Source organism: Arthrobacter sp. CAN_A2, assembly GCF_015752045.1.
Taxonomy (GTDB): domain Bacteria; phylum Actinomycetota; class Actinomycetes; order Actinomycetales; family Micrococcaceae; genus Arthrobacter_D.
This window is the reverse complement of sequence record NZ_JADOUS010000008.1, coordinates 117810-140131: the sequence shown is the minus strand read 5'-3', so window position 1 is coordinate 140131 and position 22322 is coordinate 117810. Positions and strand designations below refer to the sequence as shown.

General features: G+C 70.2%; 20 protein-coding genes. 11 read left to right on the top strand and 9 right to left on the bottom strand.

Annotated elements, in window-relative coordinates:
• Positions 1 to 43 precede the first annotated feature (43 nt).
• Complete coding sequence (locus IWX63_RS12205) at positions 44 to 1330, top strand: MFS transporter (RefSeq protein ID WP_199278428.1); 1287 nt, start codon at positions 44 to 46, stop codon at positions 1328 to 1330.
• Between the two features lie 4 nt (positions 1331 to 1334).
• Here IWX63_RS12205 and IWX63_RS12200 read toward each other — a convergent pair whose 3' ends face one another.
• A complete protein-coding gene (locus IWX63_RS12200) occupies positions 1335 to 1649 on the bottom strand; it encodes a DUF6457 domain-containing protein (protein ID WP_199278427.1) in 315 nt (104 codons plus the stop codon).
• 240 nt (positions 1650 to 1889) lie between these two features.
• On the opposite strand from IWX63_RS12200, the gene IWX63_RS12195 reads away from it, so the two are divergent.
• Positions 1890 to 3770, top strand: a complete 1881-nt coding sequence (locus tag IWX63_RS12195) for an adenylyl cyclase (protein ID WP_199278500.1) — start codon at positions 1890 to 1892, stop codon at positions 3768 to 3770.
• A gap of 97 nt (positions 3771 to 3867) precedes the next feature.
• Here the strand turns inward: IWX63_RS12195 and IWX63_RS12190 are convergent, their stop codons facing one another.
• Positions 3868 to 4851 (bottom strand): substrate-binding domain-containing protein, encoded by a 984-nt coding sequence (locus tag IWX63_RS12190; RefSeq protein WP_199278426.1) that lies wholly within the window; start codon positions 4849 to 4851, stop codon positions 3868 to 3870.
• Entirely contained in the window at positions 4829 to 5911 is a 1083-nt protein-coding gene (locus IWX63_RS12185; RefSeq protein WP_199278425.1) for an AraC family transcriptional regulator, read from the bottom strand. The genes IWX63_RS12190 and IWX63_RS12185 overlap by 23 nt, the downstream gene beginning before the upstream one ends.
• A 70-nt stretch (positions 5912 to 5981) precedes the next feature.
• On the opposite strand from IWX63_RS12185, the gene IWX63_RS12180 reads away from it, so the two are divergent.
• The 4 genes from IWX63_RS12180 to IWX63_RS12165 all read left to right on the top strand — a co-directional run bounded on the left by IWX63_RS12180 (position 5982) and on the right by IWX63_RS12165 (position 10174).
• A complete protein-coding gene (locus tag IWX63_RS12180) occupies positions 5982 to 7505 on the top strand; it encodes a flavin-containing monooxygenase (RefSeq protein ID WP_199278424.1) in 1524 nt (507 codons plus the stop codon).
• Entirely contained in the window at positions 7502 to 8353 is an 852-nt protein-coding gene (locus IWX63_RS12175; RefSeq protein ID WP_334685836.1) for an SDR family NAD(P)-dependent oxidoreductase, read from the top strand. Before IWX63_RS12180 ends, IWX63_RS12175 begins: the two co-directional genes overlap by 4 nt.
• Positions 8350 to 9315, top strand: a complete 966-nt coding sequence (locus IWX63_RS12170) for an alpha/beta fold hydrolase (RefSeq protein ID WP_199278423.1) — start codon at positions 8350 to 8352, stop codon at positions 9313 to 9315. Before IWX63_RS12175 ends, IWX63_RS12170 begins: the two co-directional genes overlap by 4 nt.
• A gap of 295 nt (positions 9316 to 9610) precedes the next feature.
• Positions 9611 to 10174 carry a dihydrofolate reductase family protein gene (locus IWX63_RS12165; protein WP_199278422.1) on the top strand — a complete coding sequence of 188 codons (564 nt, stop codon included), beginning with the start codon at positions 9611 to 9613 and terminating at the stop codon, positions 10172 to 10174.
• 11 nt (positions 10175 to 10185) lie between these two features.
• Here the strand turns inward: IWX63_RS12165 and IWX63_RS12160 are convergent, their stop codons facing one another.
• On the bottom strand, positions 10186 to 10494 hold the full coding sequence (locus IWX63_RS12160) for a lipopolysaccharide assembly protein LapA domain-containing protein (RefSeq protein ID WP_199278421.1): 309 nt from the start codon (positions 10492 to 10494) through the stop codon (positions 10186 to 10188).
• Between the two features lie 121 nt (positions 10495 to 10615).
• The gene (locus tag IWX63_RS12155; protein WP_334685835.1) at positions 10616 to 11605 is read right to left on the bottom strand and encodes an alpha/beta hydrolase; all 990 of its coding nucleotides are present in this window, start codon (positions 11603 to 11605) and stop codon (positions 10616 to 10618) included.
• Between the two features lie 153 nt (positions 11606 to 11758).
• On the opposite strand from IWX63_RS12155, the gene IWX63_RS12150 reads away from it, so the two are divergent.
• Positions 11759 to 13561 carry a bifunctional metallophosphatase/5'-nucleotidase gene (locus IWX63_RS12150; protein WP_334685834.1) on the top strand — a complete coding sequence of 601 codons (1803 nt, stop codon included), beginning with the start codon at positions 11759 to 11761 and terminating at the stop codon, positions 13559 to 13561.
• A gap of 91 nt (positions 13562 to 13652) precedes the next feature.
• On the top strand, positions 13653 to 14309 hold the full coding sequence (locus IWX63_RS12145; RefSeq protein ID WP_334685833.1) for a GNAT family N-acetyltransferase: 657 nt from the start codon (positions 13653 to 13655) through the stop codon (positions 14307 to 14309).
• A gap of 42 nt (positions 14310 to 14351) precedes the next feature.
• Here IWX63_RS12145 and IWX63_RS12140 read toward each other — a convergent pair whose 3' ends face one another.
• A complete protein-coding gene (locus tag IWX63_RS12140) occupies positions 14352 to 15155 on the bottom strand; it encodes a FadR/GntR family transcriptional regulator (protein ID WP_199278420.1) in 804 nt (267 codons plus the stop codon).
• Between the two features lie 183 nt (positions 15156 to 15338).
• On the opposite strand from IWX63_RS12140, the gene IWX63_RS12135 reads away from it, so the two are divergent.
• Together IWX63_RS12135 and IWX63_RS12130 are read left to right on the top strand one after the other, a co-directional pair.
• Positions 15339 to 16787: an APC family permease gene (locus IWX63_RS12135; protein WP_199278419.1), complete on the top strand. Its 1449-nt coding sequence runs from the start codon at positions 15339 to 15341 to the stop codon at positions 16785 to 16787.
• On the top strand, positions 16784 to 17752 hold the full coding sequence (locus tag IWX63_RS12130) for an acetamidase/formamidase family protein (protein ID WP_199278418.1): 969 nt from the start codon (positions 16784 to 16786) through the stop codon (positions 17750 to 17752). The genes IWX63_RS12135 and IWX63_RS12130 overlap by 4 nt, the downstream gene beginning before the upstream one ends.
• A 109-nt stretch (positions 17753 to 17861) precedes the next feature.
• Here IWX63_RS12130 and IWX63_RS12125 read toward each other — a convergent pair whose 3' ends face one another.
• The 3 genes from IWX63_RS12125 to IWX63_RS12115 all read right to left on the bottom strand — a co-directional run bounded on the left by IWX63_RS12125 (position 17862) and on the right by IWX63_RS12115 (position 21535).
• A complete protein-coding gene (locus IWX63_RS12125; RefSeq protein ID WP_199278417.1) occupies positions 17862 to 18182 on the bottom strand; it encodes a putative quinol monooxygenase in 321 nt (106 codons plus the stop codon).
• A gap of 97 nt (positions 18183 to 18279) precedes the next feature.
• Positions 18280 to 20622, bottom strand: a complete 2343-nt coding sequence (locus tag IWX63_RS12120) for a YhgE/Pip family protein (RefSeq protein WP_199278416.1) — start codon at positions 20620 to 20622, stop codon at positions 18280 to 18282.
• Positions 20623 to 20626: 4 nt separating this feature from the next.
• Positions 20627 to 21535: an ATP-binding cassette domain-containing protein gene (locus IWX63_RS12115; protein WP_199278415.1), complete on the bottom strand. Its 909-nt coding sequence runs from the start codon at positions 21533 to 21535 to the stop codon at positions 20627 to 20629.
• Between the two features lie 64 nt (positions 21536 to 21599).
• Between IWX63_RS12115 and IWX63_RS12110 the strand changes: the two genes are divergently transcribed.
• Positions 21600 to 22241 carry a TetR/AcrR family transcriptional regulator gene (locus IWX63_RS12110; protein WP_199278414.1) on the top strand — a complete coding sequence of 214 codons (642 nt, stop codon included), beginning with the start codon at positions 21600 to 21602 and terminating at the stop codon, positions 22239 to 22241.
• Positions 22242 to 22322 lie beyond the last annotated feature (81 nt).

Sequence of the window (22322 nt, the reverse complement as noted above, 5' to 3'; positions counted from 1 at the left end):
GGATAGACTGCTCCGGTCGTGACGACGGGGAGGAGCAGACGCCGTGGCAGAGCAGCGGGACACGCAGCAGACGGAGCAGCCGGTCGGCCGGCAGGGTCAGCAGGGCCGGGTCATCCGAGTCCTCGTGTGCGCCCAGATCCTGGGCGGACTCGGGGCGGGGGCCACGCTGTCCCTCGGCGCGCTGCTCGCAGCCGAGACCTCCGGGTCGAGCGCATGGTCCGGGATGGCCGCCACCATGGCCACCCTGGGCGCCGCGGCCGCGGCCGTCCCCCTCGCAACGCTCGCCCAGCGCAGGGGACGCCGGGTGTCCCTGGCCACGGGCGCCGTCGTCGCCGGTATCGGCGCGATGCTGGCGATCCTCGCTGCATCGCTCTCCGCGTTCCCCCTGCTGCTCCTCGCGCTGGCGCTCCTCGGCGTGGGTTCCGCGACGGGACTGCAGGCCCGTTTCGCAGCCACCGATCTCGCCACCGAGTCGACCCGCGGGCGGAGCCTCGCGATCGTCGTATGGTCGACCACCATCGGGGCGGTCCTGGGTCCCAACCTCTTCGAACCCGGCGCGGCCGTGGCCCTGGTGCTCGGCATCCCGCCGCTCAGTGGGGGCTTCGTCTTCTCCGCAGCAGCGCAGGCCGGCGCGGCGGCCGTCTACGCGCTGGGGCTCCGGCCCGATCCGCTCCTGACCGCACTCGCCCGACAGGCGGATGCCCGGCCTGCGGGCAGTGCGCCACCGGCCCGCCGGCGCGGCCTGCGCATCCTGGCGGACAACCCGACGGCCCGCTTCGCCGTCGTGACCATCGCGGTCAGCCACGCCGCGATGGTCTCGCTCATGTCCATGACCCCGGTGCACCTCCACGACCACGGCGCAGGGCTGTCCATCGTCGGGTTGACCATCAGCCTGCATGTGGCCGGGATGTATGCGCTGTCGCCCGTGTTCGGCTGGGTCGCGGACCGTTTCGGGAAGACGCAGGGCATCCTGTGCGGGCAGATCTTCCTGCTCCTGGCCCTCATCACGGCGTGGCGTGGATCGGAGTCCGAGGCATGGGTGGCCACGAGCCTCGTGCTGCTCGGGCTCGGCTGGTCGGCCTGCGTGGTCTCGGCGTCGGCGCTCCTCACCGGGGCGGTGGGTGCTGCGGAGCGGGCACCCGTCCAGGGCTCCTCCGACCTCGTGATGAACCTTGCCGGCGCACTGGGCGGAGCCCTCGCGGGCCCCGCCCTGGTGCTGCTCGGCTACTCAGGCCTCGGCCTGGCCGCCGCGGTGCTCGTCGCCGTCGTCGTGGCCTGGACACTCACGCGCCTGGTATCGACGCGGCGCGGGGTGCCCGCGGCGGCGTGACGCGCTACTGGGCCGAGCCGGTCCAGCCCTTCTGCTCGTTCGTCTGCTCGTCCTTCTCGATGATGGTCAGCACGGTCTTCACGGCCTTCTCGATGGCGGCGTCCGTCTCGGCCCGTCCCTCGGTGGTGACGGTGCCCGCGGCATAGCCGACCATGAAGGCACTGATGACGCCGGCGTCCGCGGTCAGCAGGTGCGAGGTGCGTGCGGCGAGTTCCACGATCCTGGCGTGGTCCAGTTCGAGGTCGAGGACCTGCAGGGCCTGGCCGAGAGTGCGGCTCCAGTCGTTCAGGGTGCGCTCTGCGTCGTCGGGCGTTGCCATGGTGTCTCCTCGGGTCGGGGGTGGTCGTTGCTGCCAACGGCAATCGGCTGCTCGTACCAACCTCTACCACTGGGACTGCTCTCGTTCAACGCCGACACCTCGATCCCCGGCTCTCCTTGACTTCACCCAGCGCGGGGGATGTAATTCACAGACGATCCGGTGACACGATTCACCACTTGTCTCGTTCAGGCCCACCTCGACGGAGAGGAACCTCCCCACATGACCATCCCCCACCCCACGATGACCGGGCGTACGCGCCTAGCCGCCGCCCTCGGAGCCACCGTGCTCCTGGCCACCGGCACGGGAGCCGCAGCCATCGCAGCACCCTCGCCGGCCCCGGCAGGGACGACGCCGGTAGCAACCAAAAAGGCTCCCCCGGCGTCGGCCCCCGACTTCGGACCCAATGTGACGATCTTCGACCCGGGCATGCCCGTCAGCGAGATCCAGGCCGCGGTCGACGCCGTCAACGCCCGGCAGATCGACAACGAGATGGGCACCGAGCGTGAAGCGCTCCTCTTCCTGCCGGGCACCTACGGCACGGACGCCGAACCCCTGCAGTTCAAGGTGGGCTACTACACGGAGGTGGCCGGCCTCGGCGCCTCCCCCTCGGATGTGACCATCAACGGCAAGATCGAGGTCTACAACCGCTGCCTCGAGGACAACGGCACCAGCAACTGCATCGCGCTCAACAACTTCTGGCGCACGCTCTCCAACCTCACCCTCGAGGTCAATGGTGCAGGCCAGGACGGCTGCCGTGCGAGCGCGAACTTCTGGGCCGTGTCCCAGGCCGTCTCGCTCCGGCGCGTCAATGTCACCGGCGGCACGCTCTCGCTGATGGACTACTGCACCGCGGGCCCCCAGTTCGCCAGCGGCGGTTACCTCGCCGACTCGAAGGCCGGTGACATCATCAACGGGTCCCAGCAGCAGTGGTTCACCCGCAACGCGGAGATCGGCAGCTGGTCAAACGGCGTCTGGAACGCCGTCTTCTCGGGTACCGAGGGCGCACCCGCGGACGGTTCCTTCCCCACTCCCCCGTACACGACACTCGACCGGACCCCGGTCAGCCGCGAGAAGCCCTACCTCTTCACCGACACCTCCGGGTCCTACAGCGTGCGCGTTCCCTCCGCCCAGACCGAGTCGCGCGGCATCTCGTGGGGTGACGGCCTGACAGCCGGGCGCACCATCCCGCTGTCCGAGTTCTTCGTTGCACGACCGGGCGATTCCGTCCAGGCCATCAACAACGCGCTCGCCCGCGGCAAGCACCTCCTCCTCACCCCGGGCGTCTACGACATCGCGCAGACCATCGCGGTGAAGCGCGCCGACACGGTGGTGCTCGGCCTCGGTCACGCGACCCTGACCGCCGTGAACGGCGCCACGCCGATGCGCGTCGCGGACGTGCCCGGCGTCGTCATCGCGGGCGTCACGATCGACGGTGGCACCGTGAACTCCCCCGTCCTGCTGCAGGTGGGCACGAAGAACGGCAACAACGGGGCGAAGCACAGCGATCCCTCGAACCCGACGACGCTGAGCGACGTCTACTTCCGGATCGGCGGCCCGCACGTGGGCAAGGCCGACGTGAGCCTGGAGGTCAACAGCGACAACGTGCTGATCGACCACACCTGGGTGTGGCGTGCGGATCACGGCAACGACGGCGCGTTCGGCTGGGACATCAGCACGGGGCGCAACGGCGTGATCGTGAACGGGGACGACGTCACCGCGACGGGCCTCTTCGTGGAGCACTACCAGGAGTACAACGTGATCTGGAACGGCGAGCGGGGCCGCACGGTCTTCTTCCAGAACGAGTTGCCGTACGACCCGCCCAACCAGGCGGCGTGGCAGCACGACGGCGTCCTCGGCTGGGCCGGCTACAAGGTGGCCGACGACGTCGAGAACCACACCCTGTGGGGCGGCGGCTCGTACATCTTCACGAACGTGGACCCGAGCATCCACGCCACCCGCGGCTTCGAGGTGCCGGAGACCCCCGGTGTGGTGCTGAACCACCTCCTGACCGTGAACCTGGGTGCGGGCACGATCGACCACGTCGTGAACAACACCGGCGCCCCCGTGAGCAACGCCAATACCGGGATCCCGAGCTACGTGGTGCGGTACCCGGCTCCGTAGCGTGGACCCAGTCGTAGAGAAGAAGTAGACCAGCAGTGACGGGAAGGGTCGGAGCGAGCTCCGGCCCTTCCCGCGTTGGGTAATGGGAGATGCGCCGTCAGCCCGACTGCCGCTCCACGAGCCGCAGCCCGTCACCCGGCGGCTCGGGCTTCTCCTCGGAACCGTCGAGGTCCGCCAGGACCAGGGCCGCGAGGTAGCGGGCCTGCACCTCGATGGACTGCGCGACGGTCGTCAGCGGAGGCGCAGCGAGCGCTGCCGCAGAGACGTCGTCGACCCCCACCACCGCCACGTCGTCCGGGCAGGACAGCCCCGCGCCCCGCAGCCCCGCGAGCACGGCGAGCGCGACGTCGTCGTTGTAGGCCGCCACCCCGGTGACCCCCTGCTCCCGCCAGGCCCGGGCGGCAGTCGCCGCGGCTTGGGCGGCGAGCGCGACAGGACGGGCGACCGGCTCGGGGAGGCCGAGCTCCGCACAGGCACGCTGCACCCCGAGCAACCGGTCCCGCGCGAAGCCCTCGAGGCGGGGATCCGCGGGCCACGCGTAGCCGAGGTGCCGCGCTCCGCGCGCGGCGAGGCGCCGGGCCTGCAGGGCGCCGATGGCGAGCTGGGTCTCCGACGGGAGATCCGGGTCCCGCTGATGCTCCTCGCCGAGGGTCCCGAGCACCTGGATACCGGCCTGCCGCATCATGAGGAGGTCCTCGCCGGCGAACGGGGCGAAGCCGATCACCGCACGCGGCGTCACAGCCCGCCACAGCTCGGCGAGCGGGCGGGTCCGCCGCCCGTGATGCACGAGGACCGACAGCCCGCGGCCGGACAGCCCGTCGGCGAGTTCGTCCAGCAGGGTCTCGATGACGGGACCCACAGGCCAGTCGGGCAGGATGCACAGCACCAGGTCGCTGCGACCGGTGCGCAGGGCGCGGGCGGCAGCCGACGGCGCGTAGCCCAGCCGGGCCGCGGTCTCGCGCACACGGCGTCGGGTCTCCTCGGAGACGGTGACGCCCTCCCTGCCGGTCAGGACGTAGCTGACGGTCGTCCGCGAGACACCGCTCTCGCGGGCCACGTCAGCGCTGGTGATCCCGGCCACCGCTCCCCCTTCCGTCCCCCGACTCCTGCCTGCCAGTGTAGGCGGGGCCCGGCCCGGACCCGCCGCGGGAACGCACCGCCCGCGGCGTCGTCCCGCACCACCGGCGGACGCAGCGCGTGAGGGCGGACTGCTCGGACAGCCCCACCAGGGCGGCGACCTGCTGCAGCGGCAGGTCCGTCCGGGTGAGCAGCCGCAGCGCGGCGTCCCTGCGGGCGTCGTCGAGCAGGGATTCGAAGGACGTACCCTCGACGGCGAGCCGCCGCTGGAGGGTCCGCGCGTGCATGCCGAGGAGCCTCGCGGCGGAGTCGATGCGCGGTGGCGCCGTGCCCAGCATGCGGTCGATCGCGTTCCGGACCTGCGGCGCGACCACACGCCCCGGCTCGGGGAAGTGGCTGTGCAGGTAATCGAGGGCGATCTCCCGCAGCGTCCCGTCCACACCGGCGAGCGGGCGGTCGAGCAGGCTCCTCGGCACGCGCAGGAGCGAGGCAGGCTGACCGAACCGCACCTCCGCGCCGAAGAAGTCGACGTACCGGGCGACAGGCGCCTTCGGCAGGTGCGAGAGGTGCACGGAATGCAGGGCGTACGGCCCGTCCACCAGGAAGCGGATCATGCGGTGCGAGAAGGCGAGGATCGCGTCGATGGCCTGCCGCGGCGGCGCACCCTCGGCGGATCCGTAGCAGAGACCCACGTCGCCGGGCCGCCCCTCCGGGTCCGCGACGATGGTGAAGCGCAGCACCGGGCTGTGGAGGAACAGGAACTGCGAGGCGCACTCCAGGGCCGCGCCGACGGTCGGCGAGTTCTGGATGGCGACCGCGAGCGGGCCGAGGATGCCGATGTCCTGGTACTCCGAGATGCGCAGGCCCAGGTCCGGGCAGGGCAGGGCGCGTGCAGCCCCCTCGAGGAGCTTCGCCATGGCGATGTCGGAGACGAGGACGTCGTCGCTGTCGATCGCCTCCAGGGGCACGCGGTACTGCGCCGCGAGCACCGCGGCGTCGCCTCCGAACTGCTCGACGACGTCGCGGAAGCCGCGCATGCCGGCGGATCGGATGACAGAGCCCATGTCGTCCAAGGGTAAATAGCTGTCGCGTGAAGTCAAGTAAGCGGGTGGGTTCGCCGCGAGAATGGGAAGCATGGAATCCCGCATCGAACACCTCGACGTCGTCATCGTGGGCGCCGGTCTCTCCGGCATCGGCGCCGCCTACCGGGTCTCGACCGAGCTGCAGGGCAAGAGCTTCGCCGTCCTCGAAGCGCGCAGCGCCATCGGCGGCACCTGGGACCTCTTCCGGTACCCGGGCGTGCGCTCCGACAGTGACATGTTCACGCTCGGCTACCCGTTCCGCCCGTGGACCGAGGCGAAGGCGATCGCCGACGGCTCGTCGATTCTCAAGTACATCCGCGACACCGCGGAGGAACCCCTGATCCGGGACAGCATCCGCTTCCGCACCAAGCTGGTCAGCGCCGCCTGGTCCTCGGAGGACGCCCGGTGGACCCTCGAGCTGGACATCACGGACGACGACGGCGCCGGTTCCGTCACGGTGGAGCGCCGCCGGCTCACCTGCGGCTTCCTCTACCTCTGCAGCGGCTACTACAACTACGACCACGGGTACGAGCCGACCTTCCCCGGGCTCGACTCCTTCGAGGGCGAGGTCGTGCGGCCCCAGTTCTGGCCGGAGGACCTCGACTACACCGGCAAGCGCGTCGTCGTGATCGGCAGCGGCGCCACCGCCGTCACCCTGGTGCCGTCCATGGCGAAGGAGGCCGCGCATGTGACGATGCTGCAGCGCTCCCCCACCTACATCACGGCCGTGCCGAGCCGCGACAAGTTCTCCGACGCCGCCCGCCGCCACCTGCCCGCCGGGATCGCCCACCACGTGGCCCGTGCCAAGAACGTCCTGTTCACCCAGGCGTTCTACCAGCTGTGCCGCCGCCGCCCGGAGATCGCCAAGAAGCTCATCCGCACCCAGACCGCTCGCATCCTCGGTGACGAGAAGACGGTCGCCGAGAACTTCACGCCCGCCTACAACCCGTGGGACCAGCGCCTGTGCGTCGCGCCCAGCGCGGATCTGTTCAAGGCCATGAAGCAGGGCTCGGCGTCGGTGGTCACGGACACCATCGCCACCTTCACGCCGCACGGCATCCGTCTGGCCTCCGGGCAGGAGCTCGAGGCCGACGTCGTCGTCACCGCCACCGGGCTCTCGATGCTGCCGCTGGGAGGCGCGACCTTCACGGTCGACGGCGCCCCGGTGAACCTCGGCGACTCCTGGGTGTACCGCGGCCTGATGGTCAGCGGCGTCCCGAACCTCGCCCTCTGCGTCGGCTACACGAACGCGTCCTGGACGCTGCGGGCGGACCTCAGCTCGCGGTACGTCTGCCGCCTCATCCGGTACATGGACCGCCACGGCCACCGCTCCGGGGCACCCGCCGTCGACGGCCCCATGAAGGCGCGTCCCATCCTGGACCTGACCTCCGGCTACGTGCAGCGCGCCGTGTCGGCGTTCCCCAAGCAGGGCGACCGGCAGCCGTGGACCATGCGGCAGAACTACCTGCTCGACGCCCCCACCGCGCTGCACGGCAACCTGGCGAAGAACGTGGTCTTCGACGCGCCCGCACCGCCTGCCCCAACGGCACCCGACCTCCAGGAGATCCACGCGTGAGCATCCAACCCTTCCAGTTCACCGGTTCCATCGCCGTCGTCACCGGCGCCGCCGGGGGCATGGGCGAGCACCTCGCCCGCGGCCTCGCCGAGCGCGGCAGCACCCTGCTGCTCGTGGACCGTGACGCGGACCGGCTCGACGCCGTCGCCGCGTCGATCCGCGCCACCTATCCGGGCGGCAGCGTCACGACCTTCACCGCAGACCTCGCCGATCGCGACGCCGTCGAGCGTCTGGCGACCGACCTGCTCGCCGCGACCGACCGCGTGGACCTGCTCATCAACAACGCCGGCGTGGCGCTCGCGGGCCGCTTCGACCAGATCAGCATGGACGACTTCGACTGGGTCATGGCCATCAACTTCACCGCCCCCGTGCTGCTCACGCACCGGCTGCTGCCGCGGATCGCGCCCGGCGGGCACATCATGAACGTCTCGAGCCTGTTCGGCCTCGTGGGACCCAAGGGCCAGACCGCCTATTCCGCCAGCAAGTTCGCGCTGCGCGGGTTCACCGAAGCCCTCCGCAACGAACTGCTGCCCCGCGGGATCGGCACCACTACGGTGCACCCCGGCGGCATCAGGACGAACATCGCCCTCAACGCGCGGATCGGCGGGAACCTGAGCGACCGCGACGTCAAGCACGCGAAGGAGGACTTCAACAAACTCCTCACCTTCCCCGCGGACCGTGCCGCCGAACTCATGCTCGAGGCCGTCAAGGCCCGCAAGGCCCGTCTCCTGATCGGGCTCAGCGCGAAACTGCCCGACGTCGTCGCCCGCGTGGCGCCCATGTCCTTCGGGACCCTCGAGCGGCGCGGCACGAGTCTCGCCCGCCTTGCGGGAAAGGTGCGCCGGTGAGCGGCGTCCGGGCGGGCGTCGGACAGCCGACCGGGGTCCCGACACAGGGGGGCGCCACACCAGCGACCTCCGCACCCGGGGTCTCCACACCAGCGACCTCCGCACCCGGGGTCGACGACGGCTACCTGCGGGTGGACGGCGTCCGCGTCCGCTATCGCGACGCAGGGGCTCGGGAGAAGCCGCCCGTCCTGCTGCTGCACGGGATCGGCCGCAGCCTCGAGGACTGGGAGGGGCTCTACGGGCGCCTCGCCCCTGACCACCGGGTGATCAGCGTGGACCTGCCCGGCTTCGGCCTGTCCGAGCGCACGGCGGGCCGGTACTCGATGGAGTCGATCGCCCGCTTCGTGATCGCCGCGCTCGACACCCTCGGGGAACACCGGCCGCTGCACGTGGTTGGCAACTCGCTCGGTGGTGCCATCGCCATGAAGATCAGCGCCCTCGAGCCGCAGCGCGTGCGGAGCCTGGTGCTCGTGAACAGTGCCGGTTTCGGCAAGGAGGTGACGATCGCGCTGCGCCTGCTCGCCGTCCGTCCGCTCGGCCGGCGGCTCATGAGGGACAAGTCCCGCAAGGCCGCCTATCGGACGGAGCGGGCCCTGTTCTACGACAAGCGGTTCGTCACGGAGGAGCGTCTCGACCACGCGCAGGAGGTGGGCCGGAACCCGGTGTACGACTACGTCCTGCTCGCCGTCGCGCGCCACCTCGGCACCGTCCGCGGCGTACGTCGCCGCTGGCGGACGGAGCTGCTCCGCACGGTCGCGGCGCAGCACAAGCCCACCCTCGTGGTGTGGGGCGACGAGGACCGCATCCTGCCGGCGTCGCACCTCGAACATGCCCGGACCGTGTTCCCGCACGCCGAGGTGCACCTGTTCGAGAAGTGCGGTCACATGCCGCAGATCGAGCGGGAGGACGAGTTCGACGCCCTCGTCCGGCGATTCGTGAGCGGGGTCGAGGCGCAGGGATAACCCGGTTCCGCCGCGGGGACCGCGCGTCCCGTCGCATCGTCGGATCTGCCCACCGGGCATCGCCACACGGTGGGTATGGTCTTTCATGCCCACCGGGCGGCCTCACGTGGTGGGCACATTCGTTCCTGACCGTGTGGCCTCACGTGGTCGGCACATTCGTTCCTGACCGTGGGGCCTCACGTGGTCGGCACATTCGTTCATGCCCACCTGGCAGCCTCACGTGGTGGGCGCATTCGTTCATGACTGCCGGGCGTCGCCCTCTTCTCGAGGCGTGGACTGCATGGTGGAATGACCCATGCCGCGCATCATCTTCTACACCGCCACGACCCTCAATGGCTTCATCGCAGACGAGCACGACTCGCTGGAGTGGCTCTTCGCCGTCGAGCCCCCTCCCCCCGAGCACTACGAGCGCTTCCTCGACGGTGTGGGCGTGCTGGTGGAGGGCTCGACGACGTACGAGTGGGTGCTGGCCTTCGAACGGCTGCTGGAGGAGCCGGCCAAGTGGGGTGCGCTCTACGGCGACCGTCCCACCTTCGTCTTCACCAGCCGAGGACTACCGATCCCGGAGGGCGCGGACGTGCGGCTCGTGTCCGGGGATGTCCGGGCCGTGGTCGGGCAGGTGCGCGACGCCGCTGGGACGCGGGACATCTGGGTGGTCGGCGGCGGCGACCTGGCGGGGCAGTTCCTCGCGGCGGGCCTGCTCGACGAGATCCGGATCGCCGTCGCGCCCGTCGCACTGACGGGTGGAGCACCGCTGCTGCCCCTGCGGGTCGAATCGGACCGGCTGACGCTGAGGTCCGTCGAGCAGCAGGGGCAGTTCGCCGTCCTGACCTACGACGTCGCGGCAGGAGACCGCTAGGCCACCGTGTCTCAGCGGCGGTTGCGGCGAGCTGCGGCCCTGAGCTGGATGATGCGGACCGCGCCGATGAGCGCCACGACGGCGCCGCCGCCGACAGCCGCGATGAGCAGCGCGAGCCCGAGCGCAATGGTCCCCTCGAGGCCGAAGAACGTCACGAGGACCGGGGCGTCGTTCTGCAGGAAGAACTCGATCAGGAGAAGCAGGAGCACCAGGGCGGCGATGACCGCCGTCCAGATGGCACCCGCCCGCGTGTGGGACTCGCCCTTGCCCGCCGGCGCCGTCGTGCCGTGATGCGGCTGGGGCGTATCGCCTGAGGTCATGGTGGATCCCTTCCGTCGGAGGGCAGGCCGAGAGCCCTGCCCGAAGACTCCAGCCTACTACTAAGCATGCTTACTTGTAGGCCGGTGCCATCCGGGAGGGACCACGATCAGGAGGACCCCATCACCCCCGGTCGGCACCCGGCACGTAGGCCTCCTGCCAGCGCTCGAGCTCCTCGAGGAACTGCGTCCGGGCCGGCTCCGGCGAGAGCGCGAGGTCGTGGATACCGCCCTCGATGCGCACGAGGGTGACGAGCCTGCCGAGCTTCGGCGCGCGGCCCGCGATGTGCGCGACGTCGAGCACCACGTCGGTGGACGAGATGCGCGCGGGCTCCTTCACGGGATTCGAGGTGGCGTCCGAGCATGCGACGAGCACGGGGCAGTCGATCGCGAGGCCGCGGTTCAGTTCGGCGTGCCCGCGGCGGATGGCGCGCAGCCAGCCGGCGACGACGGGGAACCCGCCGTGGGGCTTCCACGCCAGGTCGTAGTGCCATTCGCCTCCCGACTCCCGGTGCAGATACCGGCCGTACGCGGATCCGAGTTTCCCGACGACGACCCTCGGCCTGAGCGTCCCGAGGCGGTGCACCGCCGCGGTGCCGAGGGTTCGCTGGAACAGGCTCGCATTGAGGTCGAACCAGGGACTGTTCAGGACGAGGCCGTCCACGATCCCCTGCCCCCGACGGCGGTGCGCCCACAGGGACGTGACCAGGCCGCCCGTCGAATGGCCCATGACCACGAGCACGTCGTGGCCCTCCTCCTCGCGGATGATGCGCGCGGCCTCGTCGAGCTCCTCGTCGTACGCCTCGAGCGACGTGATGTAGTTCGGCGTCTGGTGCTCCCGGACGGACCGCCCGTACTTCCGGAGGTCCAGCGCGTAGAAATCGTAGCCGGCCGCCAGCCAGGTGTCGGCGAGGTGGGTCTGGAAGAAGTAGTCCACGAAGCCGTGCACGTAGAGGACGGCGCGGCGCGAGCCACCGGGGAGGGCTCGGCGCACGAGCGTCGCGACGACGTCGCCTTCCTCGTCGGGACGCAGGGAGAGCGTCCGCACCTCGTAGTCCGCCCCCAGGATGTCCTCGCGGTAGGCGTCCTGCTGTTCTGTATTTGTTGTCATCATGATCCTCGTCGATCTGGTCCTGCCGGACGGCCGCCGGCGCTGCACGGACGGTCCGCCGCGCACCGTTCACCCGGGGCAATACCGCCGTCACCAGTGTGTCACCCGTCACCGATACGCTGTCGCCACCGCACCACGAACAGGAGCTGATTCCACGTGTCACAAGCTTTCACCAAGGGGCATCGCCGCGTCGCAGCGGCCGTCGCCGTCGGCTGCGTCGCAGCACTCGGACTCGCGCCCGCAGCATCCGCCGCACCCGGCGGGGCCAAGGGTCCCAGGGACGCCACGGCCACCATCACGGTCATGGGCACCAGCGACCTCCACGGCTATATCGAGAACTGGGACTACTTCACCGACACCGAGTACGACGACGCCGCGCACAACGACGTCGGACTCGCCAAGGTCTCGGGGCTGATCAACCAGGTCCGCGCCGATCGAGGCGAGGAGTCGACCCTCCTCATCGACGCCGGCGACACCATCCAGGGCACGTCGCTGACGGACTACTTCGCCAATGTGGAGCCCGTGACCGAGACCGGCGAGACCCACCCGATGGCCGCCGCGATGAACGCCATGGACTACGACGCCGCCGCCCTCGGCAATCACGAGTTCAACTACGGCCTGCCGCTGCTGCGCACGTACGAGGATCAGCTGGACTTCCCCCTCCTCGGGGCCAACGTCCAGGACTGGGACACCGGCGCGGCCGCGTTCACGCCGTACGTCATCAAGACCGTCAGGCTCAAGGGCCAGAAGCCCATCAGGGTCGGTATCCTCGGGCTCACCAACCCGGGTGCCGCCATCTGGGACAAGAACAACGTGCAGGGCGAGCTGCGCTTCTCCGGCATTGTCGAGCAGGCACAGAAGTACGTCTCCGAGATGAAGGCGGCCGGCGCGGACGTCGTCGTCGTCAGCTCGCACTCCGGCACGTCGGGTACCTCGTCCTACGGTGGCGACCTGCCCGTCGAGAACGCGTCGACGCAGCTGGCCGAGGAGGTCCCCGGCATCGACGCCGTCCTGGTCGGCCACGCGCACCAGGAGATCCCGGAGCGGTTCGTCACCAACCGGCAGACCGGCGAGCAGGTACTGCTGACCGAACCGAAGAACTGGGGCATGCGGCTCTCGGTCATGGATTTCGAACTGACGAAGGTGCGCGGACAGTGGGATGTCACGTCCGCGAGCTCCGAACTGCTGAACGCCGCCACCGTCCCTGCTGATCCGTCGGTGTCCTCGATCGTGGCCGAGCAGCACCAGCGCGTCATCGACTATGTGAACACCGCCATCGGCACCGCGACGCGGACCATGTCCGCAGCGGACTCGCGCTTCCGCGACACCGCTGTCATGGACTTCGTGAACACCGTCCAGGCCGACGCGGTGGACAGGGCACTGGACGGCACGCCGAACGCCGATCTCCCGGTCCTCTCGATCGTGGCGCCCTTCAACCGTGCCGCCGTGATCCCCGAGGGTCCCGTCACCATCCGCGACATGGCGGGCCTCTATGTCTTCCCGAACACCCTCTTCGGGGTCGAGATGACGGGCGCCCAGGTCAAGGACTACCTCGAGTACTCGGCGAAGTACTTCAACCAGACCGCTCCCGGTGCCCCCGTGGACCCGGCGACGCTGACCAACGCGGCGGGCACGCCGGATTACAACTACGACATGATGTCCGGGGTCTCCTACGACATCGACATCAGCAAGCCCGTGGGCCAGCGCATCGTGGGCCTGAGCTACAACGGGGCGCCGATCGATCCGACGCAGCGCTTCGCCGTGGCCACGAACAACTACCGGCAGTCCGGCGGCGGCAACTTCCCGCACATCGCCACCGCTCCGGTGCTCGTGAACCAGACCACGGAGATCCGGCAACTGCTGATCGACTACCTGATCGCGGAGGGCACGATCGACCCGGCCGCCTTCTTCGTGGAGAACTGGAAGCTCACCCGCAACGGTGAGCCCGTCTTCGAGTAGCACCGGACTCCCCGGCCTCTACGGCCTCTTCAGGAGCAGGACGCGGGCCTCCGGGTCCGCGTCCTGCTGCCGTTCGGCCTAGATTGGGAGCATGATCATCGATAGGACCATGGACGGGGCACGGGGAAGAACGGGCGGCGGCGACGGCGGCACCGGCGGCACCAGCACCGCTGACGGCACCACTGACGGCAGCGGCAGCACCATCGACATCACGGTGGCGGCCCCGGCCGACGCCGCGCAGCTCGCCGCCGTCGCGGCCGTCACCTTCCCCCTGGCCTGCCCTGCCGATTCACTCCCCGAGGACATCGCCCGGCACATCGAGACCCAGCTCTCGGCGGAACGCTTCACCGGATACATCGAATCCGCCCGGCACACGATCCTCTGCCTCCGCGAGGGCGAGCGCATCGGCGGCTGGAGCATGGTGGCGCTGGATCAGCCCACCGATGAGGACGTCCTCGGTGCGCTCTCGATCTCACCCACCGTCGAACTCAGCAAGTTCTACGTCCACCCCGACCACCACGGTCGCGGTGCGGCCGCGGCCCTGATGCAGCGCACGCTGGAACTCGCCGCCGGGTCCGGGCTGCCGGGAGTGTGGCTCGGCGTGAATCAGGAGAATGCGCGGGCACTCAGGTTCTACTCGAAGCACGGTTTCCGGCGCGTCGGGACCAAGCGCTTCCGGCTGGGCGACCGCTTCGAGGACGACTTCATCCTGGAACAGGCGCTCCCCGGTGGTGCGGCGGGCGCCTGAGGAGCGTGGAAGGGATGACGCGATCGTCCCGGCGGGCATCTGTCACCCCGATCCGGCCCGGGACGTCGTGGAGGATCCGACCGTCCTCCGGAGGACAGCCTCGATCATCTCGAAATCGATCCGCACGTGCTGCCGGGCTACCCGGTCGGCGGCGTCGGAGTCTCCCGAACAGATGGCAGCCACGAGGTGTTCATGGTCCGTCAGCGCCCGCGCCTCCATGGCTTCGACGCCTTCGATCGGACCCCACGGGTGCGACGGCGCGGCAAGGTTGAGCCGCGCCTCGACCTCCGCCAGGAGAGCCGTGAGGACGGTGTTGTGCGCTGCTGCGCAGATGGCTGCATGGAGGGCGGCATCGGCGGCCTGGGACGCGTTGCCGGAGGCCGCCATCCGGAACCCGTCGAGACGGGCACCGAGCACGACGACGTCGTCGTCCGTCCTGTTCTCTGCGGCCGAGCGGGTCACCGCACCGTGGAGGAGGCACAGCGTCTCCCGCAGGTCACGCATGGATGCCCACCGCCTGCCGAGCGACCGCTGAACCGCCTGCTCCGAGGACCTCTCCCACTGCCGCGTGACGAAGGACCCGCCATGCCGGCCGCGCCGCGTCTCGAGGAGCCCCAGGGATGCCAGCCGCGCGATCGCCTCACGGACGGCCATCCTTCCCACCCCGAGGGACCATGCGAGCTCCCGCTCGGGAGGTAGACGGGATCCCGGCAGGTACTCCCCCACCGCGATGGCCGTGATGAGCCGGTCGGCGATCTCATTCGCGCGGGTCGGTGCGGGCAGGGGTGCCGAGAGAAGACCCTCACACGTCGGGGCCGCGCCCTCTGGCCCACCCGTCGCGGTCATCCACCCAGCCTAGAGGAGGTTCTATCTCCCCGAAAGAAAAGGTCTTTTCATCAGACCATTTATGCGCGAAGATACTGCTCAGACCGAACGGGCCTGCCCTCGGCCCCGTGGTCCTGATCTTCCTTCCGGCGCGTCATCCCCCACGGAGTATCCGCGCGCCTCCCGCTGAATGAAAGGCACATCGTGGCCACACGCCATTCCGACGAGCTGAGCGCGCAGCAGCAGCTCGAATCGTTCGGCTACAAGCAGGAACTCAAACGGTCCGTCTCCACGACCGACCTGCTCATCTACGGGTTGATCTTCATGGTGCCCATCGCCCCGTGGGCGATCTTCGGCACCGTCTACAACGCCGCCGACGGCATGGTCCCCCTCGTCTATCTCATCGGGCTGGTGGCGATGATCTTCACCGCACTGTCCTACTCCCAGATGGCGAAATCGATTCCCCTCGCCGGTTCCGTGTTCTCCTACGTCGGTCGCGGAATTCACCCCACGGTCGGCTTCTTCGCGGGTTGGGCCATCCTCCTCGACTACCTCCTCGTCCCGACGCTCCTCTATGTCTTCGCCGCCGAGTCGATGATCGGTATCTTCCCCGGGTCGGCGCGCTGGGTGTGGGCGTTGATCTTCGTCGCGATCAATACCGCCGTCAACCTGCTGGGTGTGAGCTCGCTGAAGCTCATGAACCGCATCTTCCTTGTCATGGAACTGGTCTTCGTGGTGGTGTTCATCATCATCGCCGTGACCGCGCTGAACGGCGGGACGATCCCCGGCGCCGAGTTCTCCTCCGCCCCGGTCTGGGACGCGAGCAAGGTGAGCGGACCGCTGCTCGCCTCCGCGTTGTCCATCGCGGTTCTCAGCTTCCTGGGCTTCGACGGGATCTCGACGATGGCCGAGGAGTCCACGGGCAAGCGCAATGCCGCCGGCAAGGCCATGATCATCGCCCTCTTCATCGCCGCCTTCTGCTTCGTCACCCAGACGTGGCTGGCCAGCCTGCTCGCAGCGGATCAGGGCCCCTTCTCCGACGAGGCTGCAGGCAACGCGTTCTTCGACCTCGTCGAAGCGGCCTCGAACAGCACCTGGGCCACCGCCTTCTTCGTGGTGAACGTTCTCGCACTGGGCATCGCGAACGCAATGGCCGCCCAGGCGGCGACCTCCCGTCTGCTCTACTCGATGAGCCGGGAAGGGCAGCTGCCGAAGTTCCTGAGTTCCATCAACTCCCGCAAGGTCCCGCAGTACGCGATCATCACGGTGTCCGTCATCTCGGCCGTGCTCGTGCTGTTCTTCGTCGGCCAGATCGACGTCATCGCGGCTCTCGTCAATTTCGGCGCACTGTTCGGGTTCCTCCTGCTGCACATCTCGGTGGTGGTGCACTACCTGGTGCGGAAGAGGTCCACCAACTACCTGCTCCACCTGGTGATCCCCGTGATCGGTTTCATGATCATCGGATACGTCCTGCTCAATGCCGCAGTCGAGGCCAAGATCGGCGGCATCGTCTGGCTCATCATCGGCGCCGGCGTCTTCGCCTACTACCGGAAGACCGGACGCACCACCGACGTGTCGGGGCTGGCCTCCGGCCCCACTGACCAGGACCCCCAGCCGGTCACCACCGGCGAACGTGAAGGACTCCGACCATGACCAGCACTGCAGCTTCCGCGGCACCCCTGACCGACGGACTCGACCACTTCCTCGACAAGTCCCACGGCAAGCCGGGCTTCACCGCCGACGTCGAACCCGCCCTGCGCGTCAGCCCCGGCACCGGGGCGCGCATCGGCTTCGAGACGAACGACGAGGTGTACGCGCAACTCCACGAGCACAAGGACATGGCCAAGCTGACGGCCCAGCTCAATCCTGTCACCGGGCCCCTGTACGTGGAGGGCGCCCAGCCCGGCGACGCGCTGGCCGTCACCATCCACGAGATCCGGCTGAAGGATCACGGCTGGTCCGTCAGCCTGCCGGGCGTGGGCGCGCTGAGGGAGCGGATGGGCTCGGACATGTTCACGCGACAGGTCCCGATCGATGAGGACGGCGTGCACGTGACGGATCGCCATGCCCTTGCACCCGCCCCCATGATCGGGTGCATCGGGACGGCACCGGCGCAGGGCTCGCACTCGACGGTCATGCCGTCCTATGCCCAGGGCGGGAACATGGACCTCACCGAGTGCCGGCCCGGGACCACTGTGTACCTGCCGGTGATGACGGAGGGCGCATACCTGTCCATCGGCGACATCCACGCCATCATGGCCGAAGGCGAGTCCTCCTTCGTGGCGATCGAGGCCGAGGGGGTCGCGATTATCAGCGTGGACCTCGTGAAGGGCCTCGCCCTCCGCGCACCCCGGGTGGAGACCGAGACGGAATGGATCTTCGTGGGCCTGGGCGATCCGGTACAGGACTCGATCCAGCGCGGCTACGAGGATGCTTTCGACTTCCTCGTGGACACCCACGGATTCACCACCGGAGATGCGTACGCCCTGCTCAGCGCGACGGGGCATTCGCGGCTGGGCGGACCCACCGGCAGCACCGCTCCCGATCCGCTGCACCCGATGGCCCCTGTGGGCGCCGTGACCACCCACCGCCTGCCGAAGAGCATCCTCATCCCGTAGGTCGCCTGACGGATCGAGGACCGCACCCGTCCCATCGGGTGCGGTCCTCGGTCTTCCGGCTCGGAGGCGAGATCACCGGCCGGCCCATGGACGCGGCGGAACGCCCGTGCTACGCGACGGTGAGCTCGCCCATCTGGCCCCAACCTTCGGCGCCGATCCGCTCACTGATGATCTCCGGCGTCTTCACGAGTGCCTGCGGCATGTCCTGCATCGCCTGGGAGAAATGGTCGCTGTTCACGTGCGCCTCCGCGGCGTCGTCCTGGAACGCCTCGACGAGCACGAACTGATGGGGGTCTTCGACGCTGCGGGACCAGTCGAACCAGAGGTTGCCCGGCTCCTGGCGCGTCGCCTCCGTGAAGTCCCGCGTCAGGTCGATCCAGCGGTCGCTCCACTCGGGCTTCACGGTGAACTTGACGACGATGAAGATCATGGGATGGTGCCTTCCTGATGGATGCTCGGTACCCCTCCAACCTATAAGGTCCTCTCCCGGGCCGCATGCCATCCGGCCTCGTGTGCAGGGAGGGTTGTCAGATCGCGAGGCTCGGGTGCAGCTTCTCCATCGACCATGAGCGGCCCCGGTGGGACGCGAAGACCGACAGCGCCGCTGCCAGCGCGAAGAAGACCAGCAGCTGGGCGGCCGCGAGCCAGACGACGCCGAGATCCCCGCCCGCGATCAGGTGCCGCAGCCCGGTCACGGCGTGGGTCATCGGCAGGAGCGGGCTGAGGAACCGGAAGAACCCCGGCTCGGTCGCCACGGGATAGGTCCCGCCCGCTGTCGTGAGCTGCAGCATGAGGAGCACCAGCGCCACGAGCCTGCCGACACCGCCGAGCAGCGCGACGAGCGCCTGGTGGATGGCCGTGAAGACCAGCGCTGTGAGGATCGTGAAGGCCAGCAGTCCCAGGGGGTGGGGTGTGGTCAGGCCGACGCCGGCCATCAGGATCCCCAGCAGGACCAGCGCCTGGAGGACCGCCAGAAGGGCACCCTGCAGATACCCGGCCGCGGAGACGCGCCACGACGCCGCCGTGGAGGCCAGGGCCCGCGGTGAGACGGCCCGCAGGACGATGTACGTCACCATGCCGCCCACCCACAGGGCCAGGGGGATGAAGTAGGGCGCCATACCCTCCCCGTACGCATCCACCGCGTTGGCGTGCGTCCGCCCGATCGCCACCGGCGAGGACGCGACGTCGCTCAGTTCGGCGCGTTGCCCCTCGGTGTAGTCGGGCACCTGCTGCGCACCCTGGTCCAGCTGCTGCGCGAGGTCCTGCGATCCGCTGGAGAGTTCGCTGAGCCCGCCCTCGAGCGAGGTGGCGCCGTCGTAGGCCTGGCTGGAGCCGTCCGAGAGCGACGCCGCTCCCCCGGAGACCTCCGCCGCTCCCGTACTGAGCGTGGCTGCTCCGGTGGCGAGCTGCGCGGCGCCGCCGGAGGCGGACACGAGCCCGTCGCGGAGGGCCGGGGTGTTCGCGGCGAGGGTTGCCGTCCCGTCCTGGAGGCCGACCAGCCCGCCGGTGAGATCGGCGGCACCCTGCGACACCGTCCCCGCACCGGAAGCCGCTCCCCCGGCGCCCGTGGCGAGATCGGCAGCACCGGCCGCGACCAGGCCTGCACCGTCGGCCGCACCGGTGGCGCCGGTCGAGGCCGTGCGGGCACCGGCGGCGAGGTCGGCGGCGGACGCAGCGAGCGTCCCGGCTCCGGTCGTGACCTTCTCGCTGCCGGTGGCCGCCGCGTCCGCGCCGGCGCCGAGCTGCTGCAGCGCGGCGAGCCGCTCGGCATCGGAGAGTGCGGCGTAGCTCGCGGTGAGCTGTGCGATCCCGTCGGCGACGGCACGCGACCCGCCCGCTGCCGGCCCGGCGCCGGCCTCGAGGTCGGTGGCGCCCGCGGAGAGGGCGTCCGCTCCGTCGCCCACCTGCGCGACGCCGTCGGCGACCCGGCGGGTGCCGTCCGCCAGGGTCGCGGCGGAGGTGGAGAGCCGACCTGCGCCGTCGGCGACGGCCTGCGTCCCGGCGGCGAGCTGCGCGGCACCGTCCCGCAGGGTCGTGCCGCCCGTGGCGGCCGCGGCGGCGCCGTCCGCGAGCTGCTGTGACTGCGGGACCAGGTCCACCGTCGCGGCGTCGAGGCGCCCCAGTCCGGCGGCGAGGTCGTCCGCCCCGGCCGAGAGGTCGGCGGCGCCCCCGGCCACCCGGGTGGTGCCGGAGGACAGCCTGGTGCTGCCGTCGACGAGGCTGCCGAGTCCGACGACGAGCGAGGCACTCCCCTCGTCCGCGCTGCGGGCGCCGTCGGCGATCGTCCCGGCCCCTGCGCCCGCCTCGGCGAGCTTGCCGTGGAGGGAGGAGAACCCGAGGTAGATGCTGTCGAGGTAGTCCGCCGTGGCGCCGGACCCCACCTGGCGCTGCAGGCTCGCGGCCACGGTGTTGCCGACCTGGCCCACGATGTAGCTGTCGGCGTCGTTGGTGGTGATGTCGAGCATCGCCTGCGCGGGCTCGTCGCCGCCGACGGAGGCGAGGGTCGAGGAGAACTCCGCGGGGATGTCCAGCGACGCGGCATACGTGCCGTCGTCGAGCCCCCTGCGGGCGTCCTCGCTGCTCACCTCCACCCAGGTGAACCCGGCGTCCTCGGAGGAGGTGAGGGTGTCCGCCAGATCGGCGCCGGCGGAGACGGTGCTCTCGGAGCCGTCGGGGGCCGCGGCGGTGGCGGGCTCGTCCTCGTTGACGACGGCGGCCGTGAGATGGTCGAGACTCCCGGTCGGGTCCCAGTTGGCAGCGAGGTAGAGCCCCCCGTACAACGCGGGGATGATCGCGATGATCAGCAGGGCGGCCCTGGATTTCAGGGTGATGCGGAAGCGGGAGAGTTCCGTGCGGAGCAGGGAGAACACGGGGTTACCTGATTTCGGAGGCGGAAGCGGAAGCGGAGGCGGAAGCGGAAGCGGAAGCGGAAGCGGAAGCGGAGGCGGAAGGCTCGGGGGGTGCTGCGGGAACCGGGTCGACGCCGAGCGCGTGCACGACGACGGGTCGCAGTGGCAGCGCGCTGATCCGGGGCCCGGCGTGGCGGAGGCCGTCGAGCTCGCGGGAGTCCTGGCAGGTGGCGACGACGGTCAGCGGGGCGGAGTCGTCGCGGCGCGTCCGCTCGACGGTGAGGAGCGCTGCCCAGGCCGCACGGCGTTCGTCGGCGGTGCGGAGCCTGTCGACGTCGTCGACCACGAGGACGTCGGGGCCCGGGATGAGTGCGAGGACGACACCGAGCGTGAAGCGCGCCACCGGTGAGGCGTCCCGCACGAGTTCGCTGCGGTGGAGCCGGGCCTGCGCCAGCGCAGCCGCCGCGGGGTCGTCACCGAAAGCGTCCTCGAGGGCTCCGAGCAGGTTGTTCGCGGTGGTGATGATGCCGTCCACCTGTTCACGGGAGGCGGCCGGCCTCCACCAGGACCCCGCCAGCTTCAGCGCATCGGCCACGTGGTGCCGGACGGTGAGCGTCTCGTCGAGCGGCACCACGGTGTCGTTCCCGGTGAAGCCGACGCGACGGCGCACCGCGCCGGCGTGCCGCGGCAGCGCGTGGCCTAGGACGGACGCCTGACCGGACGTCACGACGAGCCGACCGGCGAGCGCCAGGGCGAGGGCACTCTTGCCGGCCCCGGAGGGTCCGGCGAGGACGGCCAGCGATCCGGCGGGGACCTCGACGGTGACACCCTCGAAGATCATCCGCTTCCCGGCGCGGAGGGTGAGGTCCTCGACGGAGAGGGCCGGTGCGGGGACGGCGGGGAGGGGCTGCGATGCGGGCGGGGTGCTGGTCATGAGTCCTTCGATTTCAATACTTTGAGTATTCAGTACCAATGGTATCGTGATTGCAGGAGGACGGATGACGATCATGGACACGGACAGCAGGGGCGCGGCGGGCGGGCCCCGACGCCGCCCACGCCGGGAGGACGTACGCGCGGGACTGCTCGCAGCGGCCCTCGAGGTCTTCGAGGAGATCGGCTACGTCGCCGCCCGCCTCGACACGATCGCGCAGCGTGCCGGCTACACGAAGGGCGCGGTCTACTCCAACTTCGGCTCGAAACAGGAGCTCTTCGCGACGCTCCTGGGCGAGCGCCTGGCCGATACCGCCGCCGACGTCCTCAGCCGGGTGGACCATCTGACCTCGCTGGAGGAGACGGTGCTGCACGCCGCCCGCCACCTCGCCCGCGGCGTGGTGCGCGAACAGCGCTGGCACGCGCTCGTCGTCGAGTTCGCCCTGCAGGCCGGGCGTGACCCCGACGTCGGGCAGGTCTTCCGCGAGCACCGCCGCACCCGCCGCGCACTCCTCGCCTCGACGCTGGCCGAGCGGGCCGCCGCCTTCGGCGCGCCGTCGGATCCGGCGCACTACACCGTCTTCGCGACCATCCTGCTGGCCACGGTGAACGGCATGGCCGTCGAATGCGCGGCCGACCCCGAGGCCATCACCGAGGAGCAGGTCACCGAGAGCATCGCGGCGGTGCTGCATGCAGCCCTCGCCCCCTGACGGCCGACTGCTCAGACCCCGGCAACGTCACCGCCGGCATCACCGTCGGAACCGGCCCACCGGTGCAGGACGATCGCGGGG

Bases quoted from the DNA above. Each gene is read 5' to 3' on its own strand.
- IWX63_RS12200 (WP_199278427.1), bottom strand. From the start codon at position 1,649: ATGGCAACGCCCGACGACGCAGAGCGCACCCTGAACGACTGGAGCCGC.
- IWX63_RS12195 (WP_199278500.1), top strand. From the start codon at position 1,890: ATGACCGGGCGTACGCGCCTAGCCGCCGCCCTCGGAGCCACCGTGCTC.
- IWX63_RS12185 (WP_199278425.1), bottom strand. From the start codon at position 5,911: ATGGGCTCTGTCATCCGATCCGCCGGCATGCGCGGCTTCCGCGACGTC.
- IWX63_RS12180 (WP_199278424.1), top strand. From the start codon at position 5,982: ATGGAATCCCGCATCGAACACCTCGACGTCGTCATCGTGGGCGCCGGT.
- IWX63_RS12165 (WP_199278422.1), top strand. From the start codon at position 9,611: ATGCCGCGCATCATCTTCTACACCGCCACGACCCTCAATGGCTTCATC.
- IWX63_RS12160 (WP_199278421.1), bottom strand. From the start codon at position 10,494: ATGACCTCAGGCGATACGCCCCAGCCGCATCACGGCACGACGGCGCCG.
- IWX63_RS12155 (WP_334685835.1), bottom strand. From the start codon at position 11,605: ATGATGACAACAAATACAGAACAGCAGGACGCCTACCGCGAGGACATC.
- IWX63_RS12145 (WP_334685833.1), top strand. From the start codon at position 13,653: ATGATCATCGATAGGACCATGGACGGGGCACGGGGAAGAACGGGCGGC.
- IWX63_RS12140 (WP_199278420.1), bottom strand. From the start codon at position 15,155: ATGACCGCGACGGGTGGGCCAGAGGGCGCGGCCCCGACGTGTGAGGGT.
- IWX63_RS12130 (WP_199278418.1), top strand. From the start codon at position 16,784: ATGACCAGCACTGCAGCTTCCGCGGCACCCCTGACCGACGGACTCGAC.
- IWX63_RS12125 (WP_199278417.1), bottom strand. From the start codon at position 18,182: ATGATCTTCATCGTCGTCAAGTTCACCGTGAAGCCCGAGTGGAGCGAC.
- IWX63_RS12115 (WP_199278415.1), bottom strand. From the start codon at position 21,535: ATGACCAGCACCCCGCCCGCATCGCAGCCCCTCCCCGCCGTCCCCGCA.
- IWX63_RS12110 (WP_199278414.1), top strand. From the start codon at position 21,600: ATGACGATCATGGACACGGACAGCAGGGGCGCGGCGGGCGGGCCCCGA.